The following is a 26,599-nucleotide window of genomic DNA, read 5'->3' as shown; positions in this document are numbered from 1 at the left end:
AAGCAGTAATTCCGTTCATTGCGTAAAAACCAATGGCCAGAACGCGCTATTGCCATGCCATTTTACGGCGATTTTTCGCCCGCTTTTTTCGCCGCCAGGTGCCTGATAGGAATAGAGATTATTCTTATATTTCCGCCAACCGTTAAGAAATAATAATGATTCTCGTTTTCAACCACGGAAAGGAGAAGGAACGATGAAAACAGTGAAACGAACGGGCATCGCGCTGGCGATAGCCCTGACTTTCCCCCTGGCATTGCCTGCCGCTTTGGCGGCGCAAACCACCCTGACAAACAGTAAGGCGGCGACGATGACGGAAAAACACGGGCAGTTTATTGCGGTCGGTAAAGTGGTGCAGGTGACCTTCGGCGATTTCGCCTTCAAGCTGGATTTTACCGATGACAAGACCATGACCTTCACCGGTATCGGCGAAGCGTCGCAGGGCATCACCGATACCGTGCAGTACACCGCGGTGGAGATTCGGCCGAAGGTCTACATGGTTTATTGGCATGAACCGCAGTCCGGCGACAACGTGACGCATGTCGAGGACTTTGAGCGCGGCGAGGTGTACACCAACATCGCAGCCAGGGACGGCAGCTTCACCCATCTGAAAGGGCAGCTGAAAATCGTAGGTCACTCAGGAAACTAAGGAGCAGTTATGAAAAAGGTATTGATCACCTGTGCGATCGTCGGCGGTTTGCTGGCGAGTTACCCGGCGCTGTCAACGGATCAGGCGGCGTCTTACAAATCGGCCGGCAAGGGCGGTTATCATCATGCCCAGCAGAAGCTGAAGGTGGTGGAAGATCTGTATGCAGGCTTTTTCAACCGTCATGACATCAGCGTGGCGCAAAAGCTGATTGTGGAGAACTACAAGCAGCATAACCCGTTCGTCGGCGACGGCATCAAGCCGTTCCTGGATTTCTTCAGCCAGACCTTCAAAGACAATCCGCAGTACAGCGCCAAAATATACCGCAGCGCGGTCAACGGCGATCTGGTCTACGTTCACGTCCAATACCAAAATAACCCGCAGGATCGCGGCACCGCCAGCGTGGATATTTATCGGGTGAACGATCAGGGTAAAATCACCGAGCATTGGGACGTCAATCAGGATGTGCCGGAAAAATCGGCCAACGACAATACCATGTTCTGATCCAAAAGGGCCGCTGCGGCGGCCCTCCACACGCCCGCAACACTTTATTTACTTACATAAATACCAAACGTTCATCGTGTCGAGTAGGCTACGGCCGCCTTTGGCAGTGGTGGTACGGTTGATGGGCGTCATTGTCCCGCCACTGCTTGAGGCGTTTCCCCACATTCCTCGTTATCCCGCGCGTTTATTTTCCACTTTTTTGAACTGATGCCGCAGCTGCAGCGCATTGCAAAGCACCAATACCGCCGTGACGGCGAACACCCAGCGGAACCCCATCATCGCCGAAATGCCCGATCCCAGCAGCGGGCCAACCACGTTGCCCAGGTACATAAAGGATTGGTTATAGCCGAAGATGCGCCCGGTCACCTGATCGGAGGAATACTTCAGCAGCAGCGCCTGCACCGCCGGCATCAGCGCGCCGTCGGCGAACCCCAGCAGGAAGCGCAGAATGCCCAGCTGCAGCGGCGTATTCACCCAGGCCATCACGGCGAACAGGCCGGTGGTGAACAGCAGCGCGGCGATCAGGATGCGCGCGGTGCCGATGCGATCGCCGAGCCGCCCGAGGCGTGGCGCCGAGATCAGCGCCGCAATGCCGGGCACGGCGGCAATCATGCCGCTAACAAAGGCGATATTGCTGACGTCGCCCGACAGTTCGCGGATGAACAGCGTCAGGATCGGGCTGATGGAGGAGTTAGCCAGCTGGATCATCAGGGTACAAACGAACAGCGTGACGATCAGCGTCGGATAAGGCAGCGAACGGAATACCGCCTTGCCGCTTAGCTGATCCGCTTTTTTCACCGTGATGCGCCGTTCTTTAATCAGGAACAGCGTCACCAGGAAGCTGACGAACATCAGCCCGGCGGTGACGAAAAACACCACCCGCAGCCCCAGATGGTCGGCCATCAGCCCGCCCAGCAGCGGCCCGGCGATCACGCCGGAGATCTGCCCGGTAGAGAGCGTGCCCAGCGCCCAGCCGCTTTTATCGCGCGGCGCCTGCGAGGCGACCAGCGCCATGGCGTTGGGAATATAGCCGGACGTCAGCCCCATCAGGGCGCGCAGCGCGAACAGCTGCCAGACGTTGGTGGCCAGCCCCTGCAGGGCGATGACGATCGCCATGCCCAGCGAGGCGCGCAGCAGCATCAGCTTGCGGCCTTTGCGGTCGGCGAGGCTGCCCCACAGCGGCGACACCACCGCCGAGACCAAAAAGGTGCCGCTGAACACCAGCCCGGACCACAGGCTGAGGGACTGATGATCGCTGACGCCGAGCTGTTCGACGTACAGCGGCAGAAAAGGGAGGATTTGGCTCATCGCCAGCCCGGTGAAGAAACACCCGAGCCAGACCGAGATCAGATTGACTTTCCACGCTTCCATCGACTTGTCGTACCACTTTGAATTTGGAGGGATTTGTTAAGCAAGATAATAATAACACCGCGAACTGGCCGGCGCGGGGGAAATGCGTGAGAAAACGTAAAGCTCGTCGGCGGCGTTGTTACATTTCGCTATAAATTAATAGCTATATTATCATAGGTATTTATTTTAAGCTACTCCACCAAGCCGCTCAACAATTCGGCGGCGCCACACTCTCTCTACCCATTTCGCCGTGTCGGCGGCAAGGAGACGCTTTCTATGAATACCGCACTGATCGCTCTGGATTACATCGTGGATATCTCCCACCCGGAAGGAAAAATTGCGCGCTCGGCGCAGCAGGTCATTGAGCGCGATGCTATCGCGCGGGCAAATAGCGCATTGTCTCTCGCGCAGCGCAAGGATTGGCTGCGCATATTGGTTAAAGTCGGTTTCGCGACCGGCTATGTCGATCAACCCAAATACTCGCGGATGTTTGGGCAGGCGCATCAATTTGGCGCTATCGCACTGGGCCAGCCGGGCACGGATTTTCATCCTGATTTAGCGTCTGATTTGGGGGAGTTAACCATCGTAAAACCGCGCGTCAGCGCGTTTTATGGCACTAATCTGGATGCGACGCTGCGCGCCCGCCGCATTGAACGGTTGGTGATCTGTGGGGTCAGCAGCACCTGGGCGGTACAGGCGACGGCGCGCGACGCGCACGATCGCGATTATCAGGTGCTGATACTGGAAGAGGCTTGCGCGGCGGCCACGGCGGAAGAGCACCGGATCTCGATGGAAACGCTTGCCACTATTGCCGATATCGTCACGCTGGAACAGCTGAGCGCATTGTGAAGCTGCTGCGTGAAGAAATCGCCTGGCGTCAGCTGCGACGGGGAGCATGGGTGTTGGCGCCGTTGCTGGCCCTGAGCCTGGCGACAGGCAATGCCAACTGGCTGAAGGCTTCGGTGGTCACCATATCGCTGTTTGTCGTTTGTGAGCGCCTTGAACTGGCGCCGCTCGGCGTGGCGCTGCATGCGGCGGCATTGCTGCTGCTCTTTATGGCGCTGCTGTGCGCCATGCACACGCCGGTAATCTTCATTTTGGCGTGCGTGTTGGCAGCGGCGGCGGCGGTTGGGATCTCCGCGTTCGGCGGCAAGCTGCGATCCCTGGGGAATTTTATTTTTATTCCGGCTCTTTATCTGGCGTGTGAAACCGCTGAAGGTGGCGCCGGCGCGCCATTAGCCCAATGCGGCTGGGCGCAGCTCCCTTTTCTGGGGGCAGCCGTCTTGCCGGTGCTGATGCTTGCACTGGCGGAGCATCGGCGGCTAGCGCGGCTGTCGACGAGTGACAGCCTGCATCATTATCTCCAGCTGCGCCGCAGCGATGAGCTTGGCGCTCGCGTGGCCTGCGGCGAGGCTTTGCTCGCCGTAAGTTGTGCCGTTGCACTATCGGCGGCGATCGTTGAGTGGCAACACCTCGATTACGGGCAATGGGTGATCTGGTCGGCCGTCAGCGTGATCAGCGGCGATATGGCCGCTACGCGCAACAAACTCCGCCAGCGTGCGTCAGGCGCATTGCTGGGCGTGCCCGTCGGTATTTTGCTGGGTAGCCTCATGCCGCATGGCAATGTGGGTTATGAACTGCTGAGCGTGGTGACGATGCTCACCCTGGTGTCTTTTCATCGTTATACCTTGGGGTTTGGCGCCCGTTGCGCCTGCATCGCCTGCGCGTTGGTGATTGCAGGAAAAGCGCCGTCGATCGCCGCAGAAAGGGTGGTCAATGTGTTGCTGGGCGGTGGCATCGGTCTGCTGTTCGCTTTGGCGGTGCATGCGGTGTTGCCGCTCAACGCCGGCACCCGCCAATAGCGAGCTGGCATATTTCGTCCGCCAATTTCGGTTGACCGTTTCCGGTCTCGGTGTGAAAGTACGGACAAATCTATCGTTATCTATTGATGCCAATGAAAAAAGATCATCCTGAAGACGTGACGCTGCTGCGCACGCAATTAATGTCGCTGGTGCGCCGTTTGCGGCGCGAGTCGCGCAGCGACGAAAAATCCTGGGCCCAGCTGATGCTGCTGGGAGCTATCGATCGTCACGGCGGCGAGGCGACGCCGTCGCTGCTGGCGGAGTCGGAGCGCATGCGTTCCTCTAACCTGGCGGCCGCCTTACGGGAGCTGGAGGCCGATGGGCTGCTGGTGCGCACGCCGGATGCTGAAGACAAACGCCGGGTGCGGGTGCGCCTGACGCCCGCCGGGCTGGGCCTGTTGCAGCAAAGCCGCACCCGGCGCGAGGCGTGGCTGCTGGCGGCGATGGAAAGCTGTTTAACGGAGCAAGAACAGGCGCAGCTGATCGAAGCGGGGGCGTTGATGGCGCGGCTGGCGGCGGCGCCGTCAACGGACGCGGAATAATCGGCGGGGCGGCAGATGCGCCGCCCGTGCAGCGAGGTTACGGCATCGGCCAATCGGCCGGCATGGTGCTGACGACGTCCACGTAGCGATCCCAGGCCGATGACCAGAATTGGGTGAAGGCTTCCAGGGTGAGGTGGATGCCCATCAGGCCCATCACGAACCAGCAGGCGGTAAACAGGCCCAGGCTGCTGAACATGAACGCCATGCCGTTGCGGCTGGTTTTACGGCAAACGACGTTTAACTGGCTGGCGAAGAACATCATCACGGCGCTCAGCAACTCCCAGCGCATCATGACTAAACCGGTGGCAATGGTACTCATCGAACTCGATCCTATGTAACAAAAAGCCGCATCCGGCAGGGCGCCGACAGGGAAATGCGGGGGAATAACGGGAATAATGTGATTCAGATCACATTGTAGCATTGGGGCGAACGACGGCTCAATGGGGCGCGCGGTGAAAAAAACGCCGACGGTAACATTCCAATATGCTGAAACAGTTATGCCATTTCATTAGCAACCTTTTCATGGGGCGGCGCGCTCGATAACGCTATGCTTGCCGGCTTTTCAGTTCCCTGATTTTACGGGGAAATGTGACGCAAAAGGTACCGGCACCGCATGGCCCTGTTAAAAGAAAAAATTCGCGACCACTCTGCGGAAGAGAGGCTGTTCATCCGCCGGGCGGCCGTGGCGCTGGCGCTGGTCGTCGTCTGTTTCGGCGCGCTGATCGTCAACCTCTACCGGCTGCAAATTCGCCAGCACGGCTTTTACCAGACGCGCTCCAATCAAAATGACATCAAGATGCTGCCGATCGCGCCCAGCCGCGGGTTGATCTTCGATCGCAACGGCATTCCGCTGGTGCGAAACGTGACACTGTATCGTATCGAAGTCACGCCCAGCAAAGTCGCCGACATGGCGGCGCTGCTGCGGGCGTTGACGCCGGTCGTCGATCTGACGCCGGAAGACATCAGCGCGTTTCGCGACGATATGCACCACAACAGCCGCTACAAACCGGTCACGCTGAAGGCGGGGCTGAACGACACCGAGGTGGCGCGCTTTGCCGTCAATCAATACCGTTTCGACGGGGTGACCATCGATACCTATCAGCAGCGTGAATATCCTTACGGCGCCCAGCTGGCGCACGTGCTGGGCTATGTGTCGAAGATCAACGACAGCGATCTCAAGCGCCTGGACAAGGCCGGCCTGAGCGAGAACTATGCCGCCGACCGCAACATCGGCAAACAGGGCATCGAAGCCTATTATGAGTCAGAACTGCACGGCACCACCGGCTATCAGGAGGTGGAGGTGGATAACCATGGGCGGGTGATCCGCTTGCTGAAGGAGCAGCCGCCGAAGGCCGGCAAAAACATTTACCTGACGCTGGATCTGCCGCTGCAGCAGTACATCGAATCGGTGCTGAAGGGGCAACGCGCCGCCGTGGTGGTGGAAGACCCGCGCGACGGCGGTATCCTGGCGATGGTCTCCAGCCCCAGTTACGATCCCAATCCCTTCGTCAAAGGCATCGGCTATCAGGCCTATAAGGCGCTGCTGGACAACCCGGATCTGCCGCTCATCAACCGCGTTACCCAGGGGTTGTACCCGCCGGCTTCCACGGTGAAGCCCTACATGGCCGTTTCGGCGCTGTTCGCCGGGGTGATCACGCCCGCCACCACCTTTTTCGGCGCGCCGACCTGGACGCTGCCCGGCACCGAGCGGCGCTACCGCGACTGGCTGAAAACCGGCCACGGCATGCTCAACGTCACCAAAGCGATTGAAGAGTCCGCCGACACCTTCTTTTATCAGGTAGCGTATGAGATGGGCATCGATCGCATTCACCACTGGCTGAGCCAGTTCGGTTACGGCCAGTCGACCGGCATCGATCTGAACGAAGAGTACCGCGGCGTGCTGCCGAGCCGCGACTGGAAGCTGAAGGTGCACAAAAAGGGCTGGTATCAGGGGGATACGGTCTCGGTGGGCATCGGCCAGGGGTATTGGGTGGCGACGCCGATCCAGATGGTGAAAGCCTTGAGCACGCTGCTCAACAACGGCCGGGTGAAAACGCCGCATCTGTTATATTCGCTGCAGCAGGGCAACCGGGTGACGCGCTACCAGCCGCCGGCGCAAACGGCGCAGATCGGCGATCCCAACTCGCCTTACTGGGGCATCGTGCGCAACGGCATGTACGGCATGGCCAACTTGCCGAACGGCACCGGTTACAAGCTGTTCCACACCGCGCCGTATCAGATCGCCGCCAAATCCGGCACCTCGCAAGTGTTCAGCCTGAAGCAAAACCAGACTTACAACGCCAAAATGATCCCGGTGCGGCTGCGCGATCACATCTTTTATACGCTGTTTGCGCCCTACAAAAATCCCCGGGTGGCGATGGCGCTGATCCTGGAAAACGGCGGCGGCGACGGCGTGGTGGCGGGGCCGACCGCGCGCGCGATCCTCGACCACATTTTTGACCCGGCCAATGCGCCACAGCCCGGCGATACGCCGCAAAGTAAACCGCAGTTAAACGACAGCGCGGATGTGCAACGGTGATGCGGTTTGTTTTTACTTTCTTACAAACTGCAATCTCCTGACCATTTCCGGCAAGGTAGACTGAAATAACACCATAAACTGAATAAAAACGTAGGGTTAACACAACAGTGGCGCCATCGACCAAAAAGAGCGGTAAAACCTATTCCACAGTTCGTTTCGGCTGGATCTGTGCCGGCATGCTGGTCTGTTTTTTTCTGTTGGCGTTCAGGGTCGGCTACCTGCAACTGCTGGAACACCAGCAGTTGGCCAACCAGGCTGACCAGCGTTCAATCCGCACCCAGGTGGTGCCGACCAACCGCGCCATGATCACCGATCGCAACGATGAGGCGCTGGCGGTCAGCGTGTCGTCCAAAGACATCGTGCTGGATCCGAAGCATATTCTCGATACCCAGACCGATACCGGCAACGAACGCTGGCAGAGCATGGCCAACGTGCTGAAGATCCCGCTGGCGGACATCCAGCACCTGATCCAGAGCAACGCGCGCAAACGTTTTGTCTACCTCGCTCGTAAGGTAGAGGACGATAACGCCGCCTACATCAGTAAGCTGCACCTGACCGGCGTCAGCACCGAACAGGATTTCAGCCGCTTCTATCCGATGGGCCAGGACGCCGCCGGGCTGATCGGCATCGTCGGCCAGGACAATCAGGGGCTGGAGGGCATTGAGCTGGGTTTCAACCCGCTGTTGCAGGGCAAAAACGGCCTGCGGGTCTATCAGAAGGACGGCAGCGGCGCGGTGATCGGCGTGCTTAAAAGCGTGGATCCGGTGCCGCCGCCGAACGTGACGCTCAGCATCGATAAATTTATTCAGTACGTGCTCTATGCGCAGATCCGCGACGGCGTGGTGGCTAACCAGGCCGACTCCGGCTGTGCGGTGCTGGTCAAGATCGACACCGGCGAGGTCCTCGGCATGGCCAGCTACCCGTCGTTCAACCCGAACAACTATGGCAGCACCCCGGCGAAGGATATTCGCAACGTGTGCAGCAGCGACAGCTTCGAACCGGGCTCGACGGTGAAACCGGTGGTGGTAATGGTGGGGCTGGAGCATAAGCTGATCCGGCCGGATACGGTGCTGGACACTACGCCGTATCGGGTGAACGGTCACCTGATCAAAGACGTCGGCCATTGGTCGAAACTGACCATCACCGGCGTGCTGCAAAAATCGAGCGACATCGCGGTATCGCACATTGCGCTGGCGCTGCCGGCCACGGTGCTGCCGGCGGTCTACCGCAGCTTTGGCCTGGGGCGACCGACCGAGCTCGGCATCGGCAACGAGAGCAGCGGCTACTTGCCGCAGCATCGCGAACGTTGGGCCGATATCGAACGCGCTACCTTCTCCTTCGGCTATGGGCTGCGCGTGACGCCGCTGCAGATGGCGCGCGAGTATGCCGCGATCGGTTCCTTCGGCATTTATCGGCCGCTGTCGATCACCAAGGTGACGCCGCCGGTGATGGGGCAACGTATTCTGCCGGCGGATACGGTTCGGTCCGTGGTGCATATGATGGAGAGCGACGCCTTGCCGGGCGGCAGCGGGGTGAGCGCCGCAGTGCCGGGCTACCGGCTGGCGATCAAAACCGGTACCGCCGAGAAAATGGGCCCGAGCGGCAAATACGACGGCGGCTACATCAACTACACCGCCGGCGTGGCGCCGGCCAGCGATCCGCAGGTGGCGCTGGTGGTGATGGTCAACAACCCGAAAGCCGGCAAGCACTTCGGCGGTTCGGTGGCCGGGCCGGTGTTCGGCAAGATCATGGCCCAGGTGCTGGAGCACATGAATATTCTGCCGGATGCCCAGCCGCTTAACGTGGTGTCGTCGGTCAAGGGGTAAGGGGGATTAGCGCGATTCCAGCAGGCGCTTCAGCGCCTGCAGATCGGCGTTCACCAGCCCGACGTCGCGGGCGAACAGCGCGTCGTCCATGTCCGGCTGGCGGAACAGGGTGAAGATCACCTCGGCGCCTTGTCGGTTGGCGAGCGCGCGCAGCGGCACGTAGACTACGCCGCCGTCCGGCAGCGTCACCCAATGATCCAGCACGCCGAAGGCATTGGGCGCGCTAAATCGAATGCGGATCCGCCCCTGCGGGGTCTCCGCCATCCAATCTTCACCTTCCCGCCGTAAGCTATTGGCTAATCCTTTGGCCCACAACGGGAAGTTTTCCGGGCGGCTGAGAAAGGCGTACACCTCGTCACAGGGGCGGTTGATGGCGACATGCAGCGTTTGCGCGCTCAGCATCATGATTTCTCCGGTTGACGGCGATACTTCAGTGTAGATCCCGCCGCGCTCAGAAGTAGTAACCGATGTTTACGTTGGTGCGAAAATACCATTTATTGCTGCCGGAGGACTGGGTGCCGGTCCAGCCTGTGGCGTTTTCCACGCCGCCCCACGGATTGGCGTTCTGCGCCCAGGTCAGATCCACCCACAGCATCACCGGCATGGCGAACACCTGCACCCCGAGCGTATTCATTTTGGAGTCGGAGCCGCCGTGCCGGTCCTTCCAGAGCACGCTGTAGTCGTTGTAGAAGCGTAGCTTTTTCACCGGTCCCCAGGGCACCTCGACGTCGCGCGCCAGGTTGATGGCGGCAGTGGTGGCCTGCGACGGGATCAGATAGGCCGGCGTCAGGCCGTTGCCGCCCATCAGGATCACCGAATTGCTGGCGCCGGCCGGGCCTTTGGCGTCGTAACCGTAGCGGATCACCTGGCCGGACAGATGCCAGGCATCCCGATTCACCAGCGTATGCAGGCCCGCCGCCCAGAAGCTGCCGTTATCGCCGGTCGCCTGGTTGTAGAGCCGCGAGGCCGCCAGCGAACCGCCGAGCTCATTGTCCCAGCCGCCCTGGTGGAAAGCCCGCGTCAGCCGCAGGTTTACCTGATCGCGTTTTTCGTTGCGCTGCAGATGCTGTGAGGCAAAGTTGGTGTTCTTCAGATCGTCGTAGCTGGCGACGTCGGGGGCGTAACGCACGCCGGTCGGCATCATGCGCGGGTAGTAGGCGGCGTCAAAGGCCCAATCGCCCCGTTGGTATTGGTATTTGGCGCCGAGCCCGGTGTTGACGCCAAAGCCGAGGTAAAACGGAATGCCGTACGACCAGCCGAACTGCGGATAGGGCATCAGGCCGAACGGTTTGAACGGCGCGCCCAGCTGCACGGTGGAGCGCTCAGACAGGTGGTAGCCGACATAGGCGCGGTCGATGGCGTATTTGCGCCGATCCTGAAACCAGAATCCGCTATCGAAAAACGCGTCGTTTATCTGGCCGGCGGCATCGATGCGAAAGGCGTCAAAGCGTAAATGCGGCGGATGCCGATAATTGCTGCTGCGCCAGTCTTCATAGCGATAATTGGCGCGCAGCGCGCCGCCGATATCAATATTCTTTTTATTATCCTCACTTTGCCAATGAATATGCGGAAAGGCCGGGCGGTTTTTTTTTACCGGCGCCACGGTGGCAGCAGCATCGCTGGGCAATGCGACGGTAGTCGCGTAACTCACTGGTGAAACAAGAAAAAAACAAAGGGTGATCTTGCGCATGCCTGGCCCCTGGTGAATGTTTGGTTTTTATTAAGACGAGCGGGGTTTACCTGTGAATAAGGCGATGTTGCTCGTTTGTTTTATATTTGAGACGTTTCATTGTGCGTTTCATATATTAAATTCATTTTCGGTTAATATATGAAACTTTGTTTCTTGTTTAATGGAAAAACTATAAATCCGGTATTGAACAAGTCAAGAAATAAAAATGAGCGTTGACGAGAAATTCCGATTATTGAGTCGCCCTGGTTTGCGGGGGCGACACAAAGCAGGCTGAAATAGTCGTGTCATAAATGCGCGTTAGACTCGCGGCATTCTGGCATTACTGACTAAAAATCATGAGCATAAAACTGACACTTGGCCGCCGGGTAAAACCTGCGGCAGCGCTGCCGCACGCGTTTGGCATCGGCAAGAGCATGGGCTTATTAGGCGGCGTAATTTGCGTTATTGCGCTATTTTCTCTGCTGCAATTGTTTTCCACCGTATTTATTTCCACTATTCTGCACGACGCCAAGGTTAACCTGGTGACGGGAGACGGGTTGCATCGCCAGCAGGCGACGATGGATCGCGCCAGACTGTCGCTGCTGACGGCCAGCGACACCCTGAACCGTGCGGGCATCTATTATCTGCAGGACAAAGTCACCGGCTCCGACGGCAGTTGGCATAGCCTGCTGGATGAATCGTTGGCGGCGTTGGAGGCTTCAAAGCAGGCCTTTGCCCGGTTCGAGCGCTTGAGCGCGGCTGCGCCCGAAGCGGCGGGCGCCCTGAAAGACAGTTATCGCCTGTTCTATGACGGCCTGAAGGAACAGGCGCAAGGGTTGCAAAGCAGCGCCAGCATTGATGCGTTTTTCGCCGTGCCGATCCAGGCGTTTCAGGCGGATTTCAACGAAAAGTACCTCGCTTATCAGGCGCTGAACGAACAGCATGGCAATGACGTCAACGTGCGGCAATTGGCGGCGCTGGAGCAGGCCAATACCTTTGCGCTTGGCGCATTGGCCGCGCTGGCGCTGATCGCCGTGGGGGTGTGGTTCGGCGTCGCCCGCTGGGTGATAGCACCGCTGCAGCGGGCCATTGTCCACCTCAACGTGCTGGCCGCCGGCGATCTTTCGCGGCCGCTGCCGCCTGAGCGGGCGTTGAACCGCGAGATGCGTCAGCTGCAAACCAGCATTGGCCACATGCAGGGCGGTCTGCAGCGCCTGGTAAGCGAGGTGCGCGATGCGACGAGCGGGATCCTGAACGGCGTCGAGCGGCTGGCGGACGGCAATCGACAGTTGACGGCACAGTCGGCGAAGCAGGACGGGGAACTGCAGTTGGCGACCGAGCACGTGCAGCAGTTGGCGACGCGGGTGGAAGAAAACGGCCAATACGCGCTGCAGGCCAGCCAACGAACCGAACAGGCCCGGCAGTGCGCCGGCGCCGGTGAGCAGATGATGCAAACCGTCAATGTTTCGATGCACGGGATCGTCAACCAATCGGCCGAGATGCGCGGCATTGTCGCGCTGATCGACAGCGTGGCGTTTCAGACCCATATTCTGGCGTTGAATGCGGCGATCGAGGCTGCGCACGCCGGCGTTCACGGCCGCGGTTTCGCCATCGTGGCTAAAGAAGTGGGCTTGCTGGCGCAAAAGAGCAGCCATTCGACGCGCGATATTCAGCAGTTGATCGGCCGCTCATTGCAGCAAATCGATCAAGGTTCGCAGGCGGTCGAACGGCTGACGGGCAACCTGCGCAAAATTATCGATCTGGTGAACAAATGCAGTGCGCTGATGGGGGAAATCTCGCTGGCGTCATTCAATCAAGGGGAGAGCATCCAGGACGTGACGGCGCGCATCACCGCGCTGAATCAGGTGGCGCAGCAAACCGGCGCCGTGGTGAGCGCGGTGACCGAGGCTTCGCAGCTGTTGCAGGGCGAGTCGGAACGGTTAGAAAAAGCGATGGCGCGTTTCAGGCTGCCGGCGCAATAAATACTTCCGATGCAGGTTAATGAATAATAAAGCTGCGCTTAATGTTATTCATTATTTCCCTGTGCTGAGGGACGTTATTTCGATAAATAAAAACAGGCCGGCGCTTATGGATTAAAAAAGCGCCGGCCTGCAGAGATTATTTTAACGGGAGGATTAACGGCTGGTCTGGTGGCCGATAATACCGCCCAGCGCTGCGCCGCCGAGGGTGCCCAGCGTGCTGCCGTCGGTCAGCACTGCGCCGCCGACCGCGCCGACGCCCGCGCCGATCGCCGTGTTGCGATCGCGATTGGACATATGCCCACATGCGGTAACGGAAAGCGTCGCCATCACCACCACCAACACACCTGCGGCACGTTTAATATTCATAATGAGTTCCTGGTAAATTGGCTGATTAATGGATTAAAAATAATCCGATTAACCCACCGGTAGAAGTTGGGATGAATGTATTCCTCCGAAAGAAAATCGAACAGGTAAAAATTCTTAATTTTGCGGCGGTGAAAAGCGATTGCTCGCCGAATGTGCGGCCACCGATAAAACCGCTGGTCTATACTGGGAAGACGCCTCGCGGGGGCGGGGCACACACTCTGGAGGCCGCCATGTCCGATCTCGTTTCCGCGTCCGGCAAACCGGTGAAAATCCCCGGCCCGGATCACCCGATCACCTTGACTCGTCATCCGACGCGGGTCGTGGTGCGTGCTGCCGGGAAAACCCTGGCCGACAGTCGCAATGCACTCATCCTGCAGGAGGCCACCTATCCGCCGGTGTTTTACTTTCCGCGTGAGGACGTGAATATGGCGCTATTGCAGAAAAACGGGCACGTCAGCTACTGCCCGTATAAGGGCGACTGCAGTTATTTCACCTTCGCGCTGAACGGCGCACAGGGGGCCAATACGGCCTGGAGCTATGAAATGCCTTACAACGCCGTGGTGGCGATCAAGGATTATCTGGCATTTTATCCCGACAAAGTGACAGAAATCAGTACTGAAGCCTGACCTGCCGCCGCCGCCGGGCGGGGGCAGGTTGACATTCCGCTTATCCCTACTCATTATGTGTATTACTGGAAACTGATACGCTTTCCTTATGTTTTAATCCGACATAAACGAAACTCTGAGCAGGTGCCAAGGTGTCTACCTCTACGCGATTTGCCGTTGCCATCCATATTCTGACCAACATCACGCTGTGTCGTGGCCAGACGGTGCGTTCCGAAGATATCGCGCGCAGCGTCAACACCAACCCGACGGTGGTGCGGCGGATCCTCGGCGCGCTGGCGGAGGCCGGGCTGACCTATTCGCAGATGGGGCAAGGCGGCGGGGCGCTGCTGGCGCGGCCGGCAGAAGCGATCTCGCTGCTGGACGTGTATCGCGCGGTGGAGGATCAACCCTATTTCATGCTGCACCGCGCCCGGCCTAACGATGCGTGTTATATCGGCCATGCGATTACCCCGGTGCTGGAGCAAGAGTTTGCGCGCGTTGGTCACGCGTTGGAGGCCAGCCTGGCGCAAACCAGCATCGCCGAAATGGCCGGGCAGGTCGAGCGGCAAGCCGGCTATCCTTTTGTCCCTTGTTCAGCGCAATATCAAGCGGATACGCAATAAAAACCCACGCCAATTCCGTCTTCCCGCAGAGCATTTTTTGCATTGCGTTAATGTAATTGTGTAAGTTACATTAGCTCGCATCAAGTGTGATGTGGCTCACGTTTTAGACTGCCTCCCCACGATAATCGATCGATTGGCCGGAAACCTTTTCTTCCGGCGCAGATTCGCTGTGCTTATAAACCAGGAGAGAACGATGTTAGAAATGCTTGAAAGCTTGGCCACCGTGGTGGTCCTGGTGCCGGTAATGGTGGCCGTCTTGCTCGGCGCGATTTACGGCTTGGGTGAAGTGTTCAACGTCTTTTCCGCTATCGGCCGCAAAAATAACGGCTGAATTTGAACGTCAGGGGACGCAGCGCCCCCTGACGCAGGACTACAATACCGTCGCCAGGAAGTTGCGCGTCCTCTCATGTCCCGGCGCATCCAGAACCTGCTGCACGCTGCCCGTTTCAACCACCTTTCCCTGATCCATAAAGACAATCTGGTCGGCCACTTCGCGGGCGAAGCCGATTTCGTGCGTGACCACCACCATGGTCATGCCCGAATGCGCCAAGTCTTTCATCACCTGCAGCACTTCGCCAACCAATTCAGGATCGAGGGCGGAGGTCGGTTCATCAAACAGTAACACCTGCGGGTTCATCGCCAGCGCGCGGGCGATGGCGACGCGCTGTTGCTGGCCGCCGGACAGTTCTCGCGGCCAGGCGTTGATGCGATGTTCCAGCCCGACGCGGGCCAGCAGCTGCTTCGCCCGTTCCTGCACCTCGGCTTTTTTTTCCTTTTTCACCCGCAGCGGCGCGTCGCTGACGTTTTGCAACACGGTGCGGTGCGCAAACAAGTTGAACTGCTGAAATACCATGCCGATGCTTTTACGCTGTTCGGCCACCTCGGCTTCTTTCAGCTCGTACAGATGCCGGCCTTTTTGACGATAGCCGATCAGCTGTTCGCCAACGCGAATGGTGCCGCCGTCCAGCTTTTCCAGGTGGTTGATGCAGCGCAACAGGGTGGATTTGCCGGAGCCGGAAGGGCCGAGGATCACCGTCACCGAGCCTGCCGGGATGGTCAGGCTGATGTTTTTCAACACGTCGGTGCCGGAAAAGGATTTCCGCACCCGGTTGATGTGGATGGATGCGCTCATTGTTCACCTCCCTGAGGGGCTTTGCGGTTGAGGAAGAACCCGCCGCGGCGCGTTGCCTGCGTGCCGCGGCCAAAATAGCGCTCCACGTAGTATTGGCCAATCGACAGAATCGAAGTCATGGCCAGATACCACAGGGTGGCGACCAGCAGCAGCGGGATGACCTCGTAGGTGCGTTGGTAAATGATCTGCGCCGAATACAGCACGTCCTGCAGGGCAATCACCGACACCACCGCGGTGGTTTTCAACTGCCCGATCACCTCATTGCCCGCCGGCGGCAGGATGGTGCGCATCGCCTGCGGCAATACCACGCGCCACAGGATTTGCCCACGACGGTATCCCAGCGCTTTGGCGGCTTCCAGCTGGCCGCTGCCGACGCTTTGGATGCCTGCGCGCACGATCTCCGCCGCATAGGCCGACTGATGCATCACCAGCGCGATCACCGCCGCGCTGAAGGTGCTGATAAGGGTATTGGTCGGCGCGCTGGCGACTTCGCCAAGAAACGGGATCCACAGGCTGATGCGCGGATAAAGCGCGGCGATGTTGTACCAAAGGAACAGCTGCACCAGCATCGGCACCGCACGGAAGAACCAGGTGTAGAACCAGCTTACCGCAACCAATACCGGATTGGCCGACAGGCGCATCAGCGCCAGCAGCACGCCACCGGCGAAGCCGAACACCACCGAAATCACCGTCAGCTTAAGCGTCATGATCACGCCGTTGAGGATGGAAGCCTCGGTGAGGTTTTCCGCCACCACCGCCCATTCAAAGCGCGGGTTGTGCAGCATGGAATTGATGATAACGCCGACGATCAACAGCACAACCAGGGCGCTGAGCCAACGCCCGTAATGCTGATGGCCGACGATGCTCAGTTCCGCGTCGTCGACAGGGTGTTGCCCACTCATTTGGCGATCTCTTCATTGATGCCGGCGGTTTTCACTGCACCAAAACCGATATCCCAGCCGTCGAGGATTTTCTGGTAACTGCCGTCGGCGATCAGAGAATTCAGCGCTGCCTGCACCGGTTTCACCAGTTCGGAGCCTTTCGGCAGGGCAATGGCCACCGTGGTGCCGTCAATGTTGATATCACCGGCCAGCGTCAGCGGTTTAACGTGGGTGGCCTGGTAGCGCAACCCTTCATACGGGCCGAAAAACATCGGTACGCGGCCGCTGATCACCGCTTGCACCCCGGCCGGGCGGTCCGGGAAGATCGGCATGGTGATGGCCGGCTTGCCGGCGGCGACGCATTGATCGCTGGCCTGCTGCAGGCGGGTGATCTGCGAGGTGCCTGCGCCGGCGCCGACGGTCTGGCCGCACAGCTGCGCCAGCTCGGTGTAAGGGCCTAGCGCAGCGTCTTTGCGGGCGATCAAGGCCAGCTTGGAAGCGTGGTAATAGCCGACGAAGTCCACCTGTTGGAAGCGCTTTTTGTTGGCGTCAATGTTGGCCAGCGCGACGTCATAACGGCCGGACTTCAGGCCGGGGATGATGTTGTCGAAGCCGCCGGTGTCCTTCCAGTGGATCGCCACGCCCAGGCGATCGGCAATCGCGCTCATCACGTCGATTTCACGCCCGGCCAGCGTTTTGTTGTCCGCCTGGTAAAAGGTGGTCGGCGGGGTGTTCGGGTTGGTGCCGGCAACGATGTAGCCGGCCTTTTTGATCGCTTCAGGCAGGCTGTCGTGCAGCGCCGGATCGGCGGCAGCTTTCAGCGCCGCCTTGAAGGGAACATCGCCTTCAGCGGCATGACCGGCTGCCAACGGCGCCAGCGTGGAGGAAGCCAACAGCAGGGACAGTACGGTGCGTTTGAATGTGGTTTTCATCATGATTTCCCTGCGGATTAAGCCGATTTTACGTTAGCGAAGTTGATTGCCGGTTCCGGCAGACCCAGGTTTTCACGCAGGGTTGCATGCTGATACTCTTCACGGAACAGGCCACGGCGACGCAGCTCCGGGATCACCTGCTCGACGAACAGTTCCAGCTGGTTGGGCAATACCGCCGGCATGATGTTGAAGCCGTCTGCGCCTTGCTGTTCCAGCCACAGCTGGAAGTCGTCGGCGATCTCTTCGGCGGTGCCTACCACCACGCGGTGGCCGCGCGAACCGGCCGCGACGGCCGCCAGCTCACGCAGCGTCAGGTTTTCCCGCGCGGCCAGATCGGTCAGCAGTTTCACGCGGCTTTGGCCGCCTTCGGTGGCGCCCACGTTCGGCACCGGGCCGTCCAGCGGATAATCGCTCAAATCGAAACCAAAGCGCGCCGACAGCTGCTCAATGCCGTTATCGATATCCACCAGTTGATTCAGCTGATACCAGGTTTCCTGCGCTTCTTCTTTGGTACGCCCGACAATCGGCATCACACCTGGCAGGATCAGCAGGTGGTCCGGGTTGCGGCCGGCGTCGGCCACGTATTTTTTCTGACTGCGGTAGAAAGCTTGTCCTTCTTCCAGGCTGGCGGCGGCGGTGAACACCACTTCGGCGGTTTCCGCCGCCAGCTGCTGGCCGGCCGGGGAAGAGCCGGCCTCAATGATCACCGGCCGTCCTTGCGGCGAGCGGGAAATGTTCAGCGGGCCCTGCACCGAGAAATGCTTGCCCTTATGGTTGGCGGCGTGGATTTTCTCGTCGATGGCGTACACGCCATTTTGCTTGTCGCGCACGATGGCGTCTTTTTCCCAGCCGTCCCACAGTTTGTAGCTGGCCTCGAGGAATTCCCGCGCCACTTCATAGCGTTCGGCGTGCGACGGCAGATCTTCACGGCTGAAGTTGCGCGCCGCATCGCTGGAGAAAGAGGTCACTACGTTCCAGGCGGCGCGGCCGTGGCTGATATGGTCGATGGAGGCCATGGCGCGTGCCAGGTGGAAGGGTTGATCGAACGTGGTGGAGGCGGTCGCCGCCAGCCCGATATGGCGGGTGTTGACCGCCAGCGCCGCGAGCAGCGTCAGCGGCTCCAGGCGTGACATCGTCGAGGGCAGGCGGTGCACGCTGGTTGCCAACGCGTCGCCGACGAAGAACATATCGAAAGTGCCTTCTTCGGCTTTTTTTGCGATCCAGGTGAACCAGTCGATATCGGTCGGTGAACCGCTGGCGCCTTCTGCGCGCCATCCCCCGATGTGGTGCCCCAGAGCCTGAACGAACAGGCCGAGACGGAGTTGGCGCGATGGTGTTGAAGGTGAAGTACTCATAATTATTCCTGTTTTATTATTAATTTAACAATGCAATCAGTCGCGGCAGCGCGCCAGGGGACATAAGCGCGCAGTCGCGGATAACGCTCTCGCCTTCGAGGCCCGGAAGCAGCTGCAGAATGGCGCGCAGCTTGGCGTCGAGGTCTGTCGGCCGGGCGGCGGTTTGCTTTCTTGTGACTATGTCACTTATTTGCCTCCCGTCCTGCAGCGTCAGGGTCAGACGATGGAAGCGCATCTCCGGATCGAGCGCGTCCGGCGGGGCTGCGGGATCGACATGGCGCACAACTTTTGCCGCCAGGGCGGCGATAGCCGCATCGACAGGCTGTTCGCCGTAATGCGTCAGCGGGACCTCGCCGTGGTATAGCGCATCGGCGATGACGTATTCGAGGCTAAAGCGCGCTTCCACACCGGTGGCCGGTTGGCGAATAAAGGGCGCAGTATCTGCGCCGGGCGGAAAACTGACCTCAACCTGTGCGATCTCCGCAAGGGCGTCGCCTTGTGCCAGCAGCCGCGCGCGCAGGGCGAGCGCCGCCTCGGCCGCGCTGTGAGTGCCACCGCAAGTCGGGTACCGCTTGAATTCCAGCCCCGGCTGCAGGATGCGCCAGGGCGTGCCCCAGCCGGCGGTCAGGCATTCCGGTTTTTGCCGGCCGCCGCCGTGGGAAGTCAGCAGGCTGTTCAGCACGCCCTCCGGTTGGCCGATGAAACCGGCCTGAGCCAGCAGAGCGGCGTTGACCGCGTTGCGTGCCGCCAACCCGGCATGCAGCGGTTTGGCCGCCGAACCGAACTGGCTGCGCAGGCCCGCTGCCTGCGTGGCCGCCAGGCCCAGAGCAATCTGCGTCTGCCGCTGGTCAAGCTGCAGATAACGCGCCACGGCGGCGCAGGCGGCGACCGCGCCCAGGGTGGCGGTGCTGTGAAAACCCAGCACGTAATGTTGCGTGCCAGCGGCCAATCCCAGCCGGCCAGCGGCCTCTACGCCGATGACATAGGCGGTTAACAGCTCAGTGACATCGTCACTCTCACCGTTCAGCGCCAGCAGGGCTGAGAGCACTACGGTGCTCGGATGGCCACGCAGCGCAGGATGGTAATCATCGAAGTCCAACGCGTGGCTGACATAGCCATAGCGCAGTGCGCGGTTCTCGCTGCCGTTCGGCGGAAACGTCTTACCGATCGCTGCCAGACCGGCATCGCTCAACGCCCCGCGGGCAATCGGCAGCGCGCAGGCGAAGTAATCTTTCACGCCGCGGCGAGCGGCTGACAGGGCGTTTTCATCCGGCTGGCTGTTCAATATCAGATGGGCGAATTGGGCGGTTATCGGTAATGACAAGGCGTTAACACCTGAATTTATATACGGTTATGCACGAGTGCGGGGTGAAAGGTATTGTGTGGCGATTTTCGTTGTCCCGAAAGAACGAACGGCGCTTCCATATCTCTGAATGGAATATAACGACGGCACTGCGCCGCCGTCAGAGCTGCTGGCAGGCGCGGCAGTCTGCGCCTTAGCTATTTTTGTGCAAAGCAAAGCTGTATTTGCTCTAGCACGATAGAGGACTCAGGCCGAGAAAAGGCGAACGCTCATGATGTCGATAAATGCCCTGAGACGCGGTGTAAGATGTTTGCTTGAAGGCCAGAGAATTTTGAGACTGCCACTGTGTCGGCAGTGGTCGCCAAGCACCGGTTGGAGCCGCCGTCGCTCCAGCGCCTCTCGCACCGCGAAATCGGGCAAGCAGGCGATGCCCAGGCCCTGTTCCGCCAGGTAAATCAGCGTGTCGACGGTGTTGCATACCGTGCGCTTGCCCAGGCCTTCGTCGAGCAGTTTATCTCCGCCCGCCACCGGCCAGGTCTCGATTTTGCCGGTGGTGGGGAATCTGTATAACAGGCAGGCGTGATCGCGCAGTTCTGCCGGCTGGCGGGGTATTCCCGCTCGGCGCAGATACTCTGGCGCCGCCACCAGCTGTAGGTGAAACGTGCCCAGTTGGCGGCTCATTAAGCGAGAGTCCTCGGTATCGCCCACGCGGATCACCGCATCGAACCCTTCTTCGATCACCGCGACTCGACGGTCGGAAAAATCGGTTTCCAGCTCAATCTCCGGGTAACGCCGGACAAATTCCGCCAGCACCGGATTCAGCAGGCCGCCCACCAGCGGCAAACTGACACGCAGCTTGCCGCGCGGCGCGCTGTGCGTATCGCTGATTTCCCGTTCCGCCGCCGCCAATTCCCCGAGAATGCGCTGGCAGCGGTGCAGAAACAGCCGGCCTTCGGCGGTCAGCGTCATGCTGCGCGTGCTGCGGTGGAACAGACGCGCGCCCAGCCGATTTTCCAGGCGGGCGATGCTTTTCCCCACCGCGGAAGCGGAAATGCCGAGCACGCGCCCGGCCTCTACGAAACTCAGCGTCTCTGCGGCCTGCACAAAGACGTTCACCCCAGACAGATTATCCATTGCTTGCCCCATTGCGGACTTGAGTGTCCGCTATGAAAGGAAATCTAGCCTGTTTTTTCGTTAATCACCACGCTCTATGCTCGGTGGCGACAGCATGGGCTGACTACCTGGGGTAATAAAAATGAATGAATACGGATCCTCTGCCAACGCGATTGACGGCGCGATAGAACAAGCCTTGCGTGAAAAACGATTGGTTGGCGCGGTCGTTTTGGTGGCGCAGGGCGGTGAGATCGTTTATCACCGCGCGGCGGGCATGGCAGATCGCGAAGCGGGCAAGCCGATGGCGCTCAATACGCTGTTTCGTCTGGCCTCGGTATCCAAACCGATCGTGTCCACGGCGGCGCTGGCATTGATGGCGCAAGGCGCCATGCGGTTAGACGATCCGATCACCCGTTGGCTGCCGAATTTTCGCCCGCGGCTGGCGGACGGCACCACTCCGTTGATGACGCTACGGCATCTCATGACCCACACCGCCGGACTAAGCTACCGCTTTTTCCAGCCGGAAGGGGGATTCTATGCCCAGCTGGGCGTCTCCGACGGCATGGATGAAGCGTCTGTCAGCCTGCAGGAGAACGTGCGGCGTATTGCCTGCGCCCCTTTGCTGGCTCCGCCCGGCGCGGCGTGGCGCTATTCCATCGCCACCGATGTCCTGGGCGCGGCGATCGAACAGGCGAGCAGCCTGCCGCTGACGCAGGCAGTAAAAAAATGGGTGACCGGGCCGCTGGCGATGACGGATACCGATTTCCTGGCGGTGGATCCCGCACGTTTGGCGGCCGCTTACGCCGATCATCCCGGCGAGCCGCGCCGTTTGCGCCAACCGGATCGTTTACCGTTCATCGATGGCTGCGCCGGTTTTCATCTGTCGCCGGCGCGTGCGCTGGATCCGCAGGCGTACGCCTCCGGCGGCGCCGGCATGGTCGGCTCGGCGGAGGATTTCCTGCGCCTGCTGGAAACGTTGCGCCAGGGGGGCGGGCAGGTGCTGCCGGCCGAATGGGTGACGGCGCTGACCACCAACCAAATCGGCGATTTGCCGATGCCGTTTTGGCCGGGGCGCGGTTTCGGCCTCGGCATTACCGTACTGAAAGACCCCATCGCCGCGCAAACGCCGGAGTCCGTGGGGACCTGGCGAATGGGCGGCACCTATGGCCATTCCTGGTTCGTCGATCCTGTCCGGCAGCTCAGCGTCGTCGCGTTTACCAACACGGCGCTGGAGGGCATGTCCGGCGCCTTTGTCGGCGAGATTTGTCAGGCGGTCTATGCCGCGACGGGAGCGATGCAATGCGCCTGATGCCACCGATTTTCTTTATCGCGCTGGGGCTGTTCGGCGTTTACTGCATCGAGTTTGGCGTGGTGGGTATTTTGCCGCAGATCATCGCACGGTATGGCATCTCCACGGCGCAGGCCGGCTGGCTGGTCGGGATCTTCGCCCTGACCATCGCGCTGCTCGGGCCGCTGTTGGTGCTGCTGGCGTCGCGATTCAATCGCAAACGCATGTTGTTGATCGCGTTGGCCGTGTTTGCGGCGGCCAGCGCGCTGTCCGCTCAGACGGACAGCTTCGCCATGCTCATGTTGCTGCGCATTGTGCCGGCGTTGTTTCATCCGATCTATTTTTCGCTGGCCATGGTGGCGGCCGCGGCGCTTTATCCGCCGCATCTGGCCACCAAAGCAACCGCCTATGCGTTCATCGGCACCAGCATGGGCATGGTGTTGGGGATACCGTTGACGCAATGGATCGCCGGGCAGTTCAGCTATGAGGCGTCGTTTCGATTTTGCGCGCTGGTAAACCTTCTGGCGGCGTTGGGATTGCTGTGGCGCTTGCCTGATGCGGCCGTGCAGCGCCTCAGCTATGGCAAACAGTTGGCAATCCTGCGCAGCGGCACGCTGTGGTTGAATATCATTACCTGCGTGCTGATCTTTGCCGCGATGTTTGCCGTCTACGCTTATGCGGCCGAGTACCTCAGCCGTGAAGCCGGCATTGGCGCCGCCGCCATCGGCTTTCTTCTGGTGGTGTTCGGCGTGGGCGGCGTCGCGGGCAATCTGTTGGCCGGCAAGGGGTTGAGCCGCCATCGTGCAGTGACGGTGCTGCTGCACCCGCTAGCCTTGATTGTGGCTTATGCGCTGCTGTATCGCTACGGCAGCGCGAATATCGGTTCGATGACGGCGCTTTGTCTGTATTGGGGAGCGGCGCACACCAGCGGTTTGATCGTGACGCAGGTCTGGTTGACATCCGAAGCGCCGCAGGCGCCGGCGTTCGCCACCGGGCTGTATATCGCCTTTATCAATCTGGGGGTGGCGTTGGGGTCGCTGACGGGCGGCTGGTCCATCACCGCGTGGGGGCTACAGGGCAGCCTGCTGTGCGGATCCTTGTTCGCCGCGCTGGCGGTGATAACGATCGCCGCCAGGCTGCGGTTGCAGCGGCAGGCTACCGCTGCGTTGGGTCGATCATCGCCATCACCTGCCGGAACATCGCGCTTTCCGCATCGGCCAGTTCGTTGACCAGCGTAAAGTGATTGCAGTGGCGATCGGCCAGCAACTGAACGTCGAGGCCGCGCGACAGGCAGGCGTCATAATAGGCCTGCGTTTGGTTTTTGAACCCTTGCGTTTCGCGTTGGCCGACGTCGAGCAGGATCTGCGGCGCATGGTCTTTCTCCGGCAGCAGAAACAGCGGGCTGAGGGTTTGCGCCTGTTCGGGCGTCAGGTGCAGCCAGTCGTTGATGTAGATATCGCACAGCGGGCGCAGATCGTAGAGGCCACTCAGCGCCAGCGCGCCTTTGATCGCGTCGGGCGGCAGGCGATAGCGTTGCTGCCAGCCGTCGGCGATCAGCATGCCGCACAGGTGGCCGCCGGCCGAACTGCCGCTGACGAAAATGCGCGCCGGATCGATGCCGAACGGCGCCCCGTGATGATAAAGCCAGGCGACGGCGCTGCGCACCTCGTGCACGATCTCCGCCAGCGTCGCTTCTGGCGCCAGCGTGTATTCCAGCGTGGCGACGGCCACGCCGCGCTGGGCAAACGCGGCGGCCATCGAACAGGCTTCCTCTTTGCGCTGCGAATGCCAGTAGCCGCCATGAATAAAGATCAGCAGCGGGGCGGGCTGCGTGCAGGCCGGGAACAGATCGAGGCGCTCGGCGGCGCTCATGCCGTAACGCAGATCGTAAATGCCGGGGGTCTGTGCCTTGGCTCGCTGGGCCAGCGCGGCGTATTCCGCCATGCAGGCGTCAAAATCTTCCACCGACGCGCGGGCGTTGTATTGCACCGCTCTGGCGGCGGTATCGTCGAACATCAGGTCGATTTTCATAACTTCTCCTTGTTGGTGACGCTCGATTATCCACCTAATGCTTTTTTAATGTTTGATGCGGAATGCGTCGCCGACGGGCGTTCTTTTTTGCTTCTTTTTGCGGTATATTGCTGTTTTATGCGTTCTACTGCGGAATAAACTCATGCACAAAGCGGCACGACAGCGCCATTTACTGGATTTGCTCAGCGAACGCGGGCAGGCGGCGGTGGCGGAATTGGCCAGCGCCATCGGTGTTTCGGTCGATACCGTGCGCCGCGACTTGGCCGATCTCGAGCGGCAGGGGTTGGCGCAGAAACATCACGGCGGGGCGATAGCGCTCGAACCGTCCGGCATGCCGCGCCAGGCGCGCGCTGCGCTGTTGCCGCAGGTCAAGCAGCGGCTTGGCCGCGCGGTGGCCGCGCAGATCCCGCCCGGCAGCACCCTGATGCTGGATGCGGGCAGTACGCTGTTGGCGGTGGCGCAGGCGTTGCGCGGCCCGGCGACGGTGATCACCGCTTCGCTGGATATCGCGCAGTGCCTGAGCGACAGGCCGGAGATCAATCTGATCTTGCTCGGCGGCCAGTGGGATGCGCGCCAGCGGCTGTTCGCCGGCAGCGCCACGCTGGCGTTGCTGGCGCGCTACCGCGCGGATATCGCCTTGCTGGGCGCCTGCGCGGTGCATCCTCAGCTGGGACTGAGCGCCGGCGAAGAGGCCGATGCAGAGGTCAAACGCGCCATGCTGGCTAACAGCGGCGAGCGCTGGCTGGTGGCCGACCATATGAAACTGGATCGCTGCGAGCCGCATCACGTTGCGGATCTGGCGCAGATCCAACGCCTGTTTACCGATCGCCCGTGGGACAACCTGGACGAACAATCATTGATTGAACTTTGTGTCGTCGCCGACGACCGCTAGAGGAGAACACTGATGAACGATACCGCTCGACCGTTGCAGGTGGCCCTGATTGGCTACGGCTTTGTCGGCAAGGCGTTTCACGCGCCGCTGATTAACGCGGTGCCGGGGTTGGAACTGAGCGTGGTGGCTTCGCGCGATGCCGCCAAGGTACATGCCGATCTGCCGCACGCGCAGGTGATCGCCGATCCGCTGGAGGCCATCCGCCGGCCGGAGGTGGATTTGGTGGTGATCGCATCGCCGAACGACACCCATGCGCCGCTGGCGCTGGCCGCACTGGAGGCGGGCAAGCACGTGGTGGTGGATAAGCCGTTTACGCTGGATTTGGCGCAGGCGCGCGCGCTGATTGCCGCGGCGGAGAAGCACGGCCGCCTGCTGTCGGTGTTCCAGAACCGTCGCTGGGACAGCGATTTCCTGGGGGTGAAACAGGTGATCGAGCAGGGGCTGATCGGTAAGGTGACGCACTTTGAGTCCCATATCGACCGCTATCGCCCTGAAGTACGGGTGCGCTGGCGTGAACAAAACCTCCCAGGCAGCGGGCTGTGGTTCGATCTGGGGCCGCACATGGTCGATCAGGCGCTGCAGCTGTTCGGTTTGCCGCACAGCGTGCAGGCCAACATCGCCACGTTGCGCCCCAACGCGCAGATTAACGACTGGGCCCACGTGGTGCTCAACTATCCGACGCACCGCGTGATCCTGCACGGCAGCATGCTGGTGGCGGGCGGCGTCTCACGCTTTACCGTGCACGGCGAGAAAGGCAGCGTGGTCAAAGCGCGCGCCGACGGGCAGGAGAGCCAGCTGCTGGCCGGCGTGACGCCGGGTTCGGCGGAGTGGGGCAAAGACGACGACGCGATGAGCCTGTTTATCGGTACGGAGCCGATGCGCACGCTGCCGACGCCGGATGGCGATCAGCGCCAGTATTACTTCCAGGTGCGCGATGCGTTGCGCGGCGCAGGCGCCAACCCGGTTACCGCGGCGCAGGCGTTGGCGGTGATGGCGGTGCTGGAAGCGGCCACCCTGGCGGCGGAAACCGGTGTGACTCAGCCGTTGCCGCTCACCGAGGCGGAAATCGCCGCCTGGTAACGGCTCGCGTCAGATAAGGCGTCAGGCGCATGGATACAGTGCATGCCATGCGTCTTCCGCCATCCTAACCCCTGACATAGG

The 26,599-nt window shown here is 60.5% G+C and carries 27 protein-coding genes; 15 read left to right on the top strand and 12 right to left on the bottom strand.

What is annotated here, in order from left to right; translation table 11 throughout:
- Positions 1 to 193: 193 nt before the first annotated feature.
- On the top strand, positions 194 to 646 hold the full coding sequence (locus ACOWVD_RS04825) for a MoaF-related domain-containing protein (RefSeq protein WP_015377823.1): 453 nt from the start codon (positions 194 to 196) through the stop codon (positions 644 to 646).
- 9 nt (positions 647 to 655) lie between these two features.
- A complete protein-coding gene (locus ACOWVD_RS04820) occupies positions 656 to 1,147 on the top strand; it encodes a nuclear transport factor 2 family protein (protein WP_004940723.1) in 492 nt (163 codons plus the stop codon).
- A gap of 171 nt (positions 1,148 to 1,318) precedes the next feature.
- Here the strand turns inward: ACOWVD_RS04820 and ACOWVD_RS04815 are convergent, their stop codons facing one another.
- Complete coding sequence (locus tag ACOWVD_RS04815) at positions 1,319 to 2,518, bottom strand: multidrug efflux MFS transporter (RefSeq protein WP_015377824.1); 1,200 nt, start codon at positions 2,516 to 2,518, stop codon at positions 1,319 to 1,321.
- Between the two features lie 255 nt (positions 2,519 to 2,773).
- Here ACOWVD_RS04815 and ACOWVD_RS04810 point away from each other — a divergent pair, with 255 nt between their 5' ends.
- The 3 genes from ACOWVD_RS04810 to ACOWVD_RS04800 all read left to right on the top strand — a co-directional run bounded on the left by ACOWVD_RS04810 (position 2,774) and on the right by ACOWVD_RS04800 (position 4,901).
- Complete coding sequence (locus ACOWVD_RS04810) at positions 2,774 to 3,346, top strand: isochorismatase family cysteine hydrolase (RefSeq protein ID WP_015377825.1); 573 nt, start codon at positions 2,774 to 2,776, stop codon at positions 3,344 to 3,346.
- Positions 3,343 to 4,359: an FUSC family protein gene (locus ACOWVD_RS04805; RefSeq protein ID WP_021504561.1), complete on the top strand. Its 1,017-nt coding sequence runs from the start codon at positions 3,343 to 3,345 to the stop codon at positions 4,357 to 4,359. The genes ACOWVD_RS04810 and ACOWVD_RS04805 overlap by 4 nt, the downstream gene beginning before the upstream one ends.
- A gap of 92 nt (positions 4,360 to 4,451) precedes the next feature.
- The gene (locus tag ACOWVD_RS04800; RefSeq protein WP_015377827.1) at positions 4,452 to 4,901 is read left to right on the top strand and encodes a MarR family winged helix-turn-helix transcriptional regulator; all 450 of its coding nucleotides are present in this window, start codon (positions 4,452 to 4,454) and stop codon (positions 4,899 to 4,901) included.
- A gap of 37 nt (positions 4,902 to 4,938) precedes the next feature.
- Here the strand turns inward: ACOWVD_RS04800 and ACOWVD_RS04795 are convergent, their stop codons facing one another.
- Complete coding sequence (locus ACOWVD_RS04795) at positions 4,939 to 5,220, bottom strand: YjcB family protein (RefSeq protein ID WP_004940713.1); 282 nt, start codon at positions 5,218 to 5,220, stop codon at positions 4,939 to 4,941.
- A 294-nt stretch (positions 5,221 to 5,514) separates the two neighbouring features.
- Here ACOWVD_RS04795 and mrdA point away from each other — a divergent pair, with 294 nt between their 5' ends.
- Positions 5,515 to 7,440, top strand: a complete 1,926-nt coding sequence (gene mrdA, locus ACOWVD_RS04790; protein ID WP_197763572.1) for a penicillin-binding protein 2 — start codon at positions 5,515 to 5,517, stop codon at positions 7,438 to 7,440.
- Positions 7,441 to 7,547: 107 nt separating this feature from the next.
- Positions 7,548 to 9,266 (top strand): penicillin-binding transpeptidase domain-containing protein, encoded by a 1,719-nt coding sequence (locus ACOWVD_RS04785; protein WP_033633091.1) that lies wholly within the window; start codon positions 7,548 to 7,550, stop codon positions 9,264 to 9,266.
- A 6-nt stretch (positions 9,267 to 9,272) separates the two neighbouring features.
- On the opposite strand, the gene ACOWVD_RS04780 is transcribed toward ACOWVD_RS04785, so the two are convergent.
- The gene (locus ACOWVD_RS04780; protein WP_021504564.1) at positions 9,273 to 9,671 is read right to left on the bottom strand and encodes a hypothetical protein; all 399 of its coding nucleotides are present in this window, start codon (positions 9,669 to 9,671) and stop codon (positions 9,273 to 9,275) included.
- 46 nt (positions 9,672 to 9,717) lie between these two features.
- Positions 9,718 to 10,956 (bottom strand): hypothetical protein, encoded by a 1,239-nt coding sequence (locus tag ACOWVD_RS04775; protein WP_277496870.1) that lies wholly within the window; start codon positions 10,954 to 10,956, stop codon positions 9,718 to 9,720.
- A gap of 413 nt (positions 10,957 to 11,369) precedes the next feature.
- Between ACOWVD_RS04775 and ACOWVD_RS04770 the strand changes: the two genes are divergently transcribed.
- On the top strand, positions 11,370 to 12,917 hold the full coding sequence (locus tag ACOWVD_RS04770; protein ID WP_197763592.1) for a methyl-accepting chemotaxis protein: 1,548 nt from the start codon (positions 11,370 to 11,372) through the stop codon (positions 12,915 to 12,917).
- A gap of 153 nt (positions 12,918 to 13,070) precedes the next feature.
- Here the strand turns inward: ACOWVD_RS04770 and osmB are convergent, their stop codons facing one another.
- Positions 13,071 to 13,283 carry an osmotically-inducible lipoprotein OsmB gene (osmB, locus tag ACOWVD_RS04765; RefSeq protein ID WP_004940700.1) on the bottom strand — a complete coding sequence of 71 codons (213 nt, stop codon included), beginning with the start codon at positions 13,281 to 13,283 and terminating at the stop codon, positions 13,071 to 13,073.
- 230 nt (positions 13,284 to 13,513) lie between these two features.
- Here osmB and ACOWVD_RS04760 point away from each other — a divergent pair, with 230 nt between their 5' ends.
- The 3 genes from ACOWVD_RS04760 to ACOWVD_RS04750 all read left to right on the top strand — a co-directional run bounded on the left by ACOWVD_RS04760 (position 13,514) and on the right by ACOWVD_RS04750 (position 14,842).
- Positions 13,514 to 13,909 (top strand): DUF427 domain-containing protein, encoded by a 396-nt coding sequence (locus ACOWVD_RS04760; protein ID WP_049241054.1) that lies wholly within the window; start codon positions 13,514 to 13,516, stop codon positions 13,907 to 13,909.
- Positions 13,910 to 14,040: 131 nt separating this feature from the next.
- Positions 14,041 to 14,511: an Rrf2 family transcriptional regulator gene (locus tag ACOWVD_RS04755; protein WP_004940698.1), complete on the top strand. Its 471-nt coding sequence runs from the start codon at positions 14,041 to 14,043 to the stop codon at positions 14,509 to 14,511.
- A gap of 193 nt (positions 14,512 to 14,704) precedes the next feature.
- Entirely contained in the window at positions 14,705 to 14,842 is a 138-nt protein-coding gene (locus ACOWVD_RS04750; RefSeq protein ID WP_004940695.1) for an AcrZ family multidrug efflux pump-associated protein, read from the top strand.
- A 39-nt stretch (positions 14,843 to 14,881) separates the two neighbouring features.
- On the opposite strand, the gene ACOWVD_RS04745 is transcribed toward ACOWVD_RS04750, so the two are convergent.
- The 6 genes from ACOWVD_RS04745 to ACOWVD_RS04720 form a co-directional block, all read right to left on the bottom strand.
- The gene (locus tag ACOWVD_RS04745; protein ID WP_004940693.1) at positions 14,882 to 15,643 is read right to left on the bottom strand and encodes an amino acid ABC transporter ATP-binding protein; all 762 of its coding nucleotides are present in this window, start codon (positions 15,641 to 15,643) and stop codon (positions 14,882 to 14,884) included.
- Positions 15,640 to 16,545: an amino acid ABC transporter permease gene (locus ACOWVD_RS04740; RefSeq protein WP_164094974.1), complete on the bottom strand. Its 906-nt coding sequence runs from the start codon at positions 16,543 to 16,545 to the stop codon at positions 15,640 to 15,642. Before ACOWVD_RS04740 ends, ACOWVD_RS04745 begins: the two co-directional genes overlap by 4 nt.
- A complete protein-coding gene (locus ACOWVD_RS04735; protein WP_049241050.1) occupies positions 16,542 to 17,456 on the bottom strand; it encodes an ABC transporter substrate-binding protein in 915 nt (304 codons plus the stop codon). The genes ACOWVD_RS04740 and ACOWVD_RS04735 overlap by 4 nt, the downstream gene beginning before the upstream one ends.
- 17 nt (positions 17,457 to 17,473) lie before the next feature.
- Positions 17,474 to 18,811 carry an LLM class flavin-dependent oxidoreductase gene (locus ACOWVD_RS04730; protein WP_021504570.1) on the bottom strand — a complete coding sequence of 446 codons (1,338 nt, stop codon included), beginning with the start codon at positions 18,809 to 18,811 and terminating at the stop codon, positions 17,474 to 17,476.
- Between the two features lie 19 nt (positions 18,812 to 18,830).
- Complete coding sequence (locus tag ACOWVD_RS04725; RefSeq protein WP_021504571.1) at positions 18,831 to 20,135, bottom strand: MmgE/PrpD family protein; 1,305 nt, start codon at positions 20,133 to 20,135, stop codon at positions 18,831 to 18,833.
- 225 nt (positions 20,136 to 20,360) lie between these two features.
- Complete coding sequence (locus tag ACOWVD_RS04720; RefSeq protein WP_041922234.1) at positions 20,361 to 21,248, bottom strand: LysR family transcriptional regulator; 888 nt, start codon at positions 21,246 to 21,248, stop codon at positions 20,361 to 20,363.
- Positions 21,249 to 21,369: 121 nt separating this feature from the next.
- Between ACOWVD_RS04720 and ACOWVD_RS04715 the strand changes: the two genes are divergently transcribed.
- Both ACOWVD_RS04715 and ACOWVD_RS04710 read left to right on the top strand, forming a co-directional pair.
- Positions 21,370 to 22,536, top strand: coding sequence for a serine hydrolase domain-containing protein (locus tag ACOWVD_RS04715; protein WP_421105477.1), 1,167 nt, complete (start codon positions 21,370 to 21,372; stop codon positions 22,534 to 22,536).
- Entirely contained in the window at positions 22,527 to 23,744 is a 1,218-nt protein-coding gene (locus tag ACOWVD_RS04710; protein ID WP_197842815.1) for an MFS transporter, read from the top strand. The genes ACOWVD_RS04715 and ACOWVD_RS04710 overlap by 10 nt, the downstream gene beginning before the upstream one ends.
- Here the strand turns inward: ACOWVD_RS04710 and ACOWVD_RS04705 are convergent.
- The gene (locus ACOWVD_RS04705) at positions 23,671 to 24,546 is read right to left on the bottom strand and encodes an alpha/beta hydrolase (protein ID WP_197798862.1); all 876 of its coding nucleotides are present in this window, start codon (positions 24,544 to 24,546) and stop codon (positions 23,671 to 23,673) included. The genes ACOWVD_RS04710 and ACOWVD_RS04705 overlap by 74 nt on opposite strands.
- A 142-nt stretch (positions 24,547 to 24,688) precedes the next feature.
- Between ACOWVD_RS04705 and ACOWVD_RS04700 the strand changes: the two genes are divergently transcribed.
- Entirely contained in the window at positions 24,689 to 25,438 is a 750-nt protein-coding gene (locus tag ACOWVD_RS04700) for a DeoR/GlpR family DNA-binding transcription regulator (protein ID WP_033645883.1), read from the top strand.
- Between the two features lie 12 nt (positions 25,439 to 25,450).
- Entirely contained in the window at positions 25,451 to 26,518 is a 1,068-nt protein-coding gene (locus ACOWVD_RS04695) for an oxidoreductase (protein WP_021504577.1), read from the top strand.
- Positions 26,519 to 26,599: the final 81 nt, after the last annotated feature.

Origin of the sequence: Serratia sp. SA088 (assembly GCF_049065515.1) — a bacterium.
Lineage (GTDB): Bacteria > Pseudomonadota > Gammaproteobacteria > Enterobacterales > Enterobacteriaceae > Serratia > Serratia nematodiphila.
The sequence above is the reverse complement of the archived record's forward strand: the minus strand, read 5'-3'. Positions and strand labels throughout refer to the sequence as shown.

Bases quoted from the DNA above. Each gene is read 5' to 3' on its own strand.
- ACOWVD_RS04695 (WP_021504577.1), top strand. From the start codon at position 25,451: ATGAACGATACCGCTCGACCGTTGCAGGTGGCCCTGATTGGCTACGGC.
- ACOWVD_RS04745 (WP_004940693.1), bottom strand. From the start codon at position 15,643: ATGAGCGCATCCATCCACATCAACCGGGTGCGGAAATCCTTTTCCGGC.
- ACOWVD_RS04715 (WP_421105477.1), top strand. From the start codon at position 21,370: ATGAATGAATACGGATCCTCTGCCAACGCGATTGACGGCGCGATAGAA.
- ACOWVD_RS04795 (WP_004940713.1), bottom strand. From the start codon at position 5,220: ATGAGTACCATTGCCACCGGTTTAGTCATGATGCGCTGGGAGTTGCTG.
- ACOWVD_RS04700 (WP_033645883.1), top strand. From the start codon at position 24,689: ATGCACAAAGCGGCACGACAGCGCCATTTACTGGATTTGCTCAGCGAA.
- ACOWVD_RS04780 (WP_021504564.1), bottom strand. From the start codon at position 9,671: ATGATGCTGAGCGCGCAAACGCTGCATGTCGCCATCAACCGCCCCTGT.
- ACOWVD_RS04810 (WP_015377825.1), top strand. From the start codon at position 2,774: ATGAATACCGCACTGATCGCTCTGGATTACATCGTGGATATCTCCCAC.
- ACOWVD_RS04710 (WP_197842815.1), top strand. From the start codon at position 22,527: ATGCGCCTGATGCCACCGATTTTCTTTATCGCGCTGGGGCTGTTCGGC.
- ACOWVD_RS04740 (WP_164094974.1), bottom strand. From the start codon at position 16,545: ATGAGTGGGCAACACCCTGTCGACGACGCGGAACTGAGCATCGTCGGC.
- ACOWVD_RS04705 (WP_197798862.1), bottom strand. From the start codon at position 24,546: ATGAAAATCGACCTGATGTTCGACGATACCGCCGCCAGAGCGGTGCAA.
- ACOWVD_RS04760 (WP_049241054.1), top strand. From the start codon at position 13,514: ATGTCCGATCTCGTTTCCGCGTCCGGCAAACCGGTGAAAATCCCCGGC.
- ACOWVD_RS04735 (WP_049241050.1), bottom strand. From the start codon at position 17,456: ATGAAAACCACATTCAAACGCACCGTACTGTCCCTGCTGTTGGCTTCC.
- osmB (WP_004940700.1), bottom strand. From the start codon at position 13,283: ATGAATATTAAACGTGCCGCAGGTGTGTTGGTGGTGGTGATGGCGACG.
- ACOWVD_RS04815 (WP_015377824.1), bottom strand. From the start codon at position 2,518: ATGGAAGCGTGGAAAGTCAATCTGATCTCGGTCTGGCTCGGGTGTTTC.
- ACOWVD_RS04825 (WP_015377823.1), top strand. From the start codon at position 194: ATGAAAACAGTGAAACGAACGGGCATCGCGCTGGCGATAGCCCTGACT.
- mrdA (WP_197763572.1), top strand. From the start codon at position 5,515: ATGGCCCTGTTAAAAGAAAAAATTCGCGACCACTCTGCGGAAGAGAGG.
- ACOWVD_RS04750 (WP_004940695.1), top strand. From the start codon at position 14,705: ATGTTAGAAATGCTTGAAAGCTTGGCCACCGTGGTGGTCCTGGTGCCG.
- ACOWVD_RS04820 (WP_004940723.1), top strand. From the start codon at position 656: ATGAAAAAGGTATTGATCACCTGTGCGATCGTCGGCGGTTTGCTGGCG.
- ACOWVD_RS04720 (WP_041922234.1), bottom strand. From the start codon at position 21,248: ATGGATAATCTGTCTGGGGTGAACGTCTTTGTGCAGGCCGCAGAGACG.
- ACOWVD_RS04770 (WP_197763592.1), top strand. From the start codon at position 11,370: ATGGGCTTATTAGGCGGCGTAATTTGCGTTATTGCGCTATTTTCTCTG.
- ACOWVD_RS04775 (WP_277496870.1), bottom strand. From the start codon at position 10,956: ATGCGCAAGATCACCCTTTGTTTTTTTCTTGTTTCACCAGTGAGTTAC.
- ACOWVD_RS04800 (WP_015377827.1), top strand. From the start codon at position 4,452: ATGAAAAAAGATCATCCTGAAGACGTGACGCTGCTGCGCACGCAATTA.
- ACOWVD_RS04730 (WP_021504570.1), bottom strand. From the start codon at position 18,811: ATGAGTACTTCACCTTCAACACCATCGCGCCAACTCCGTCTCGGCCTG.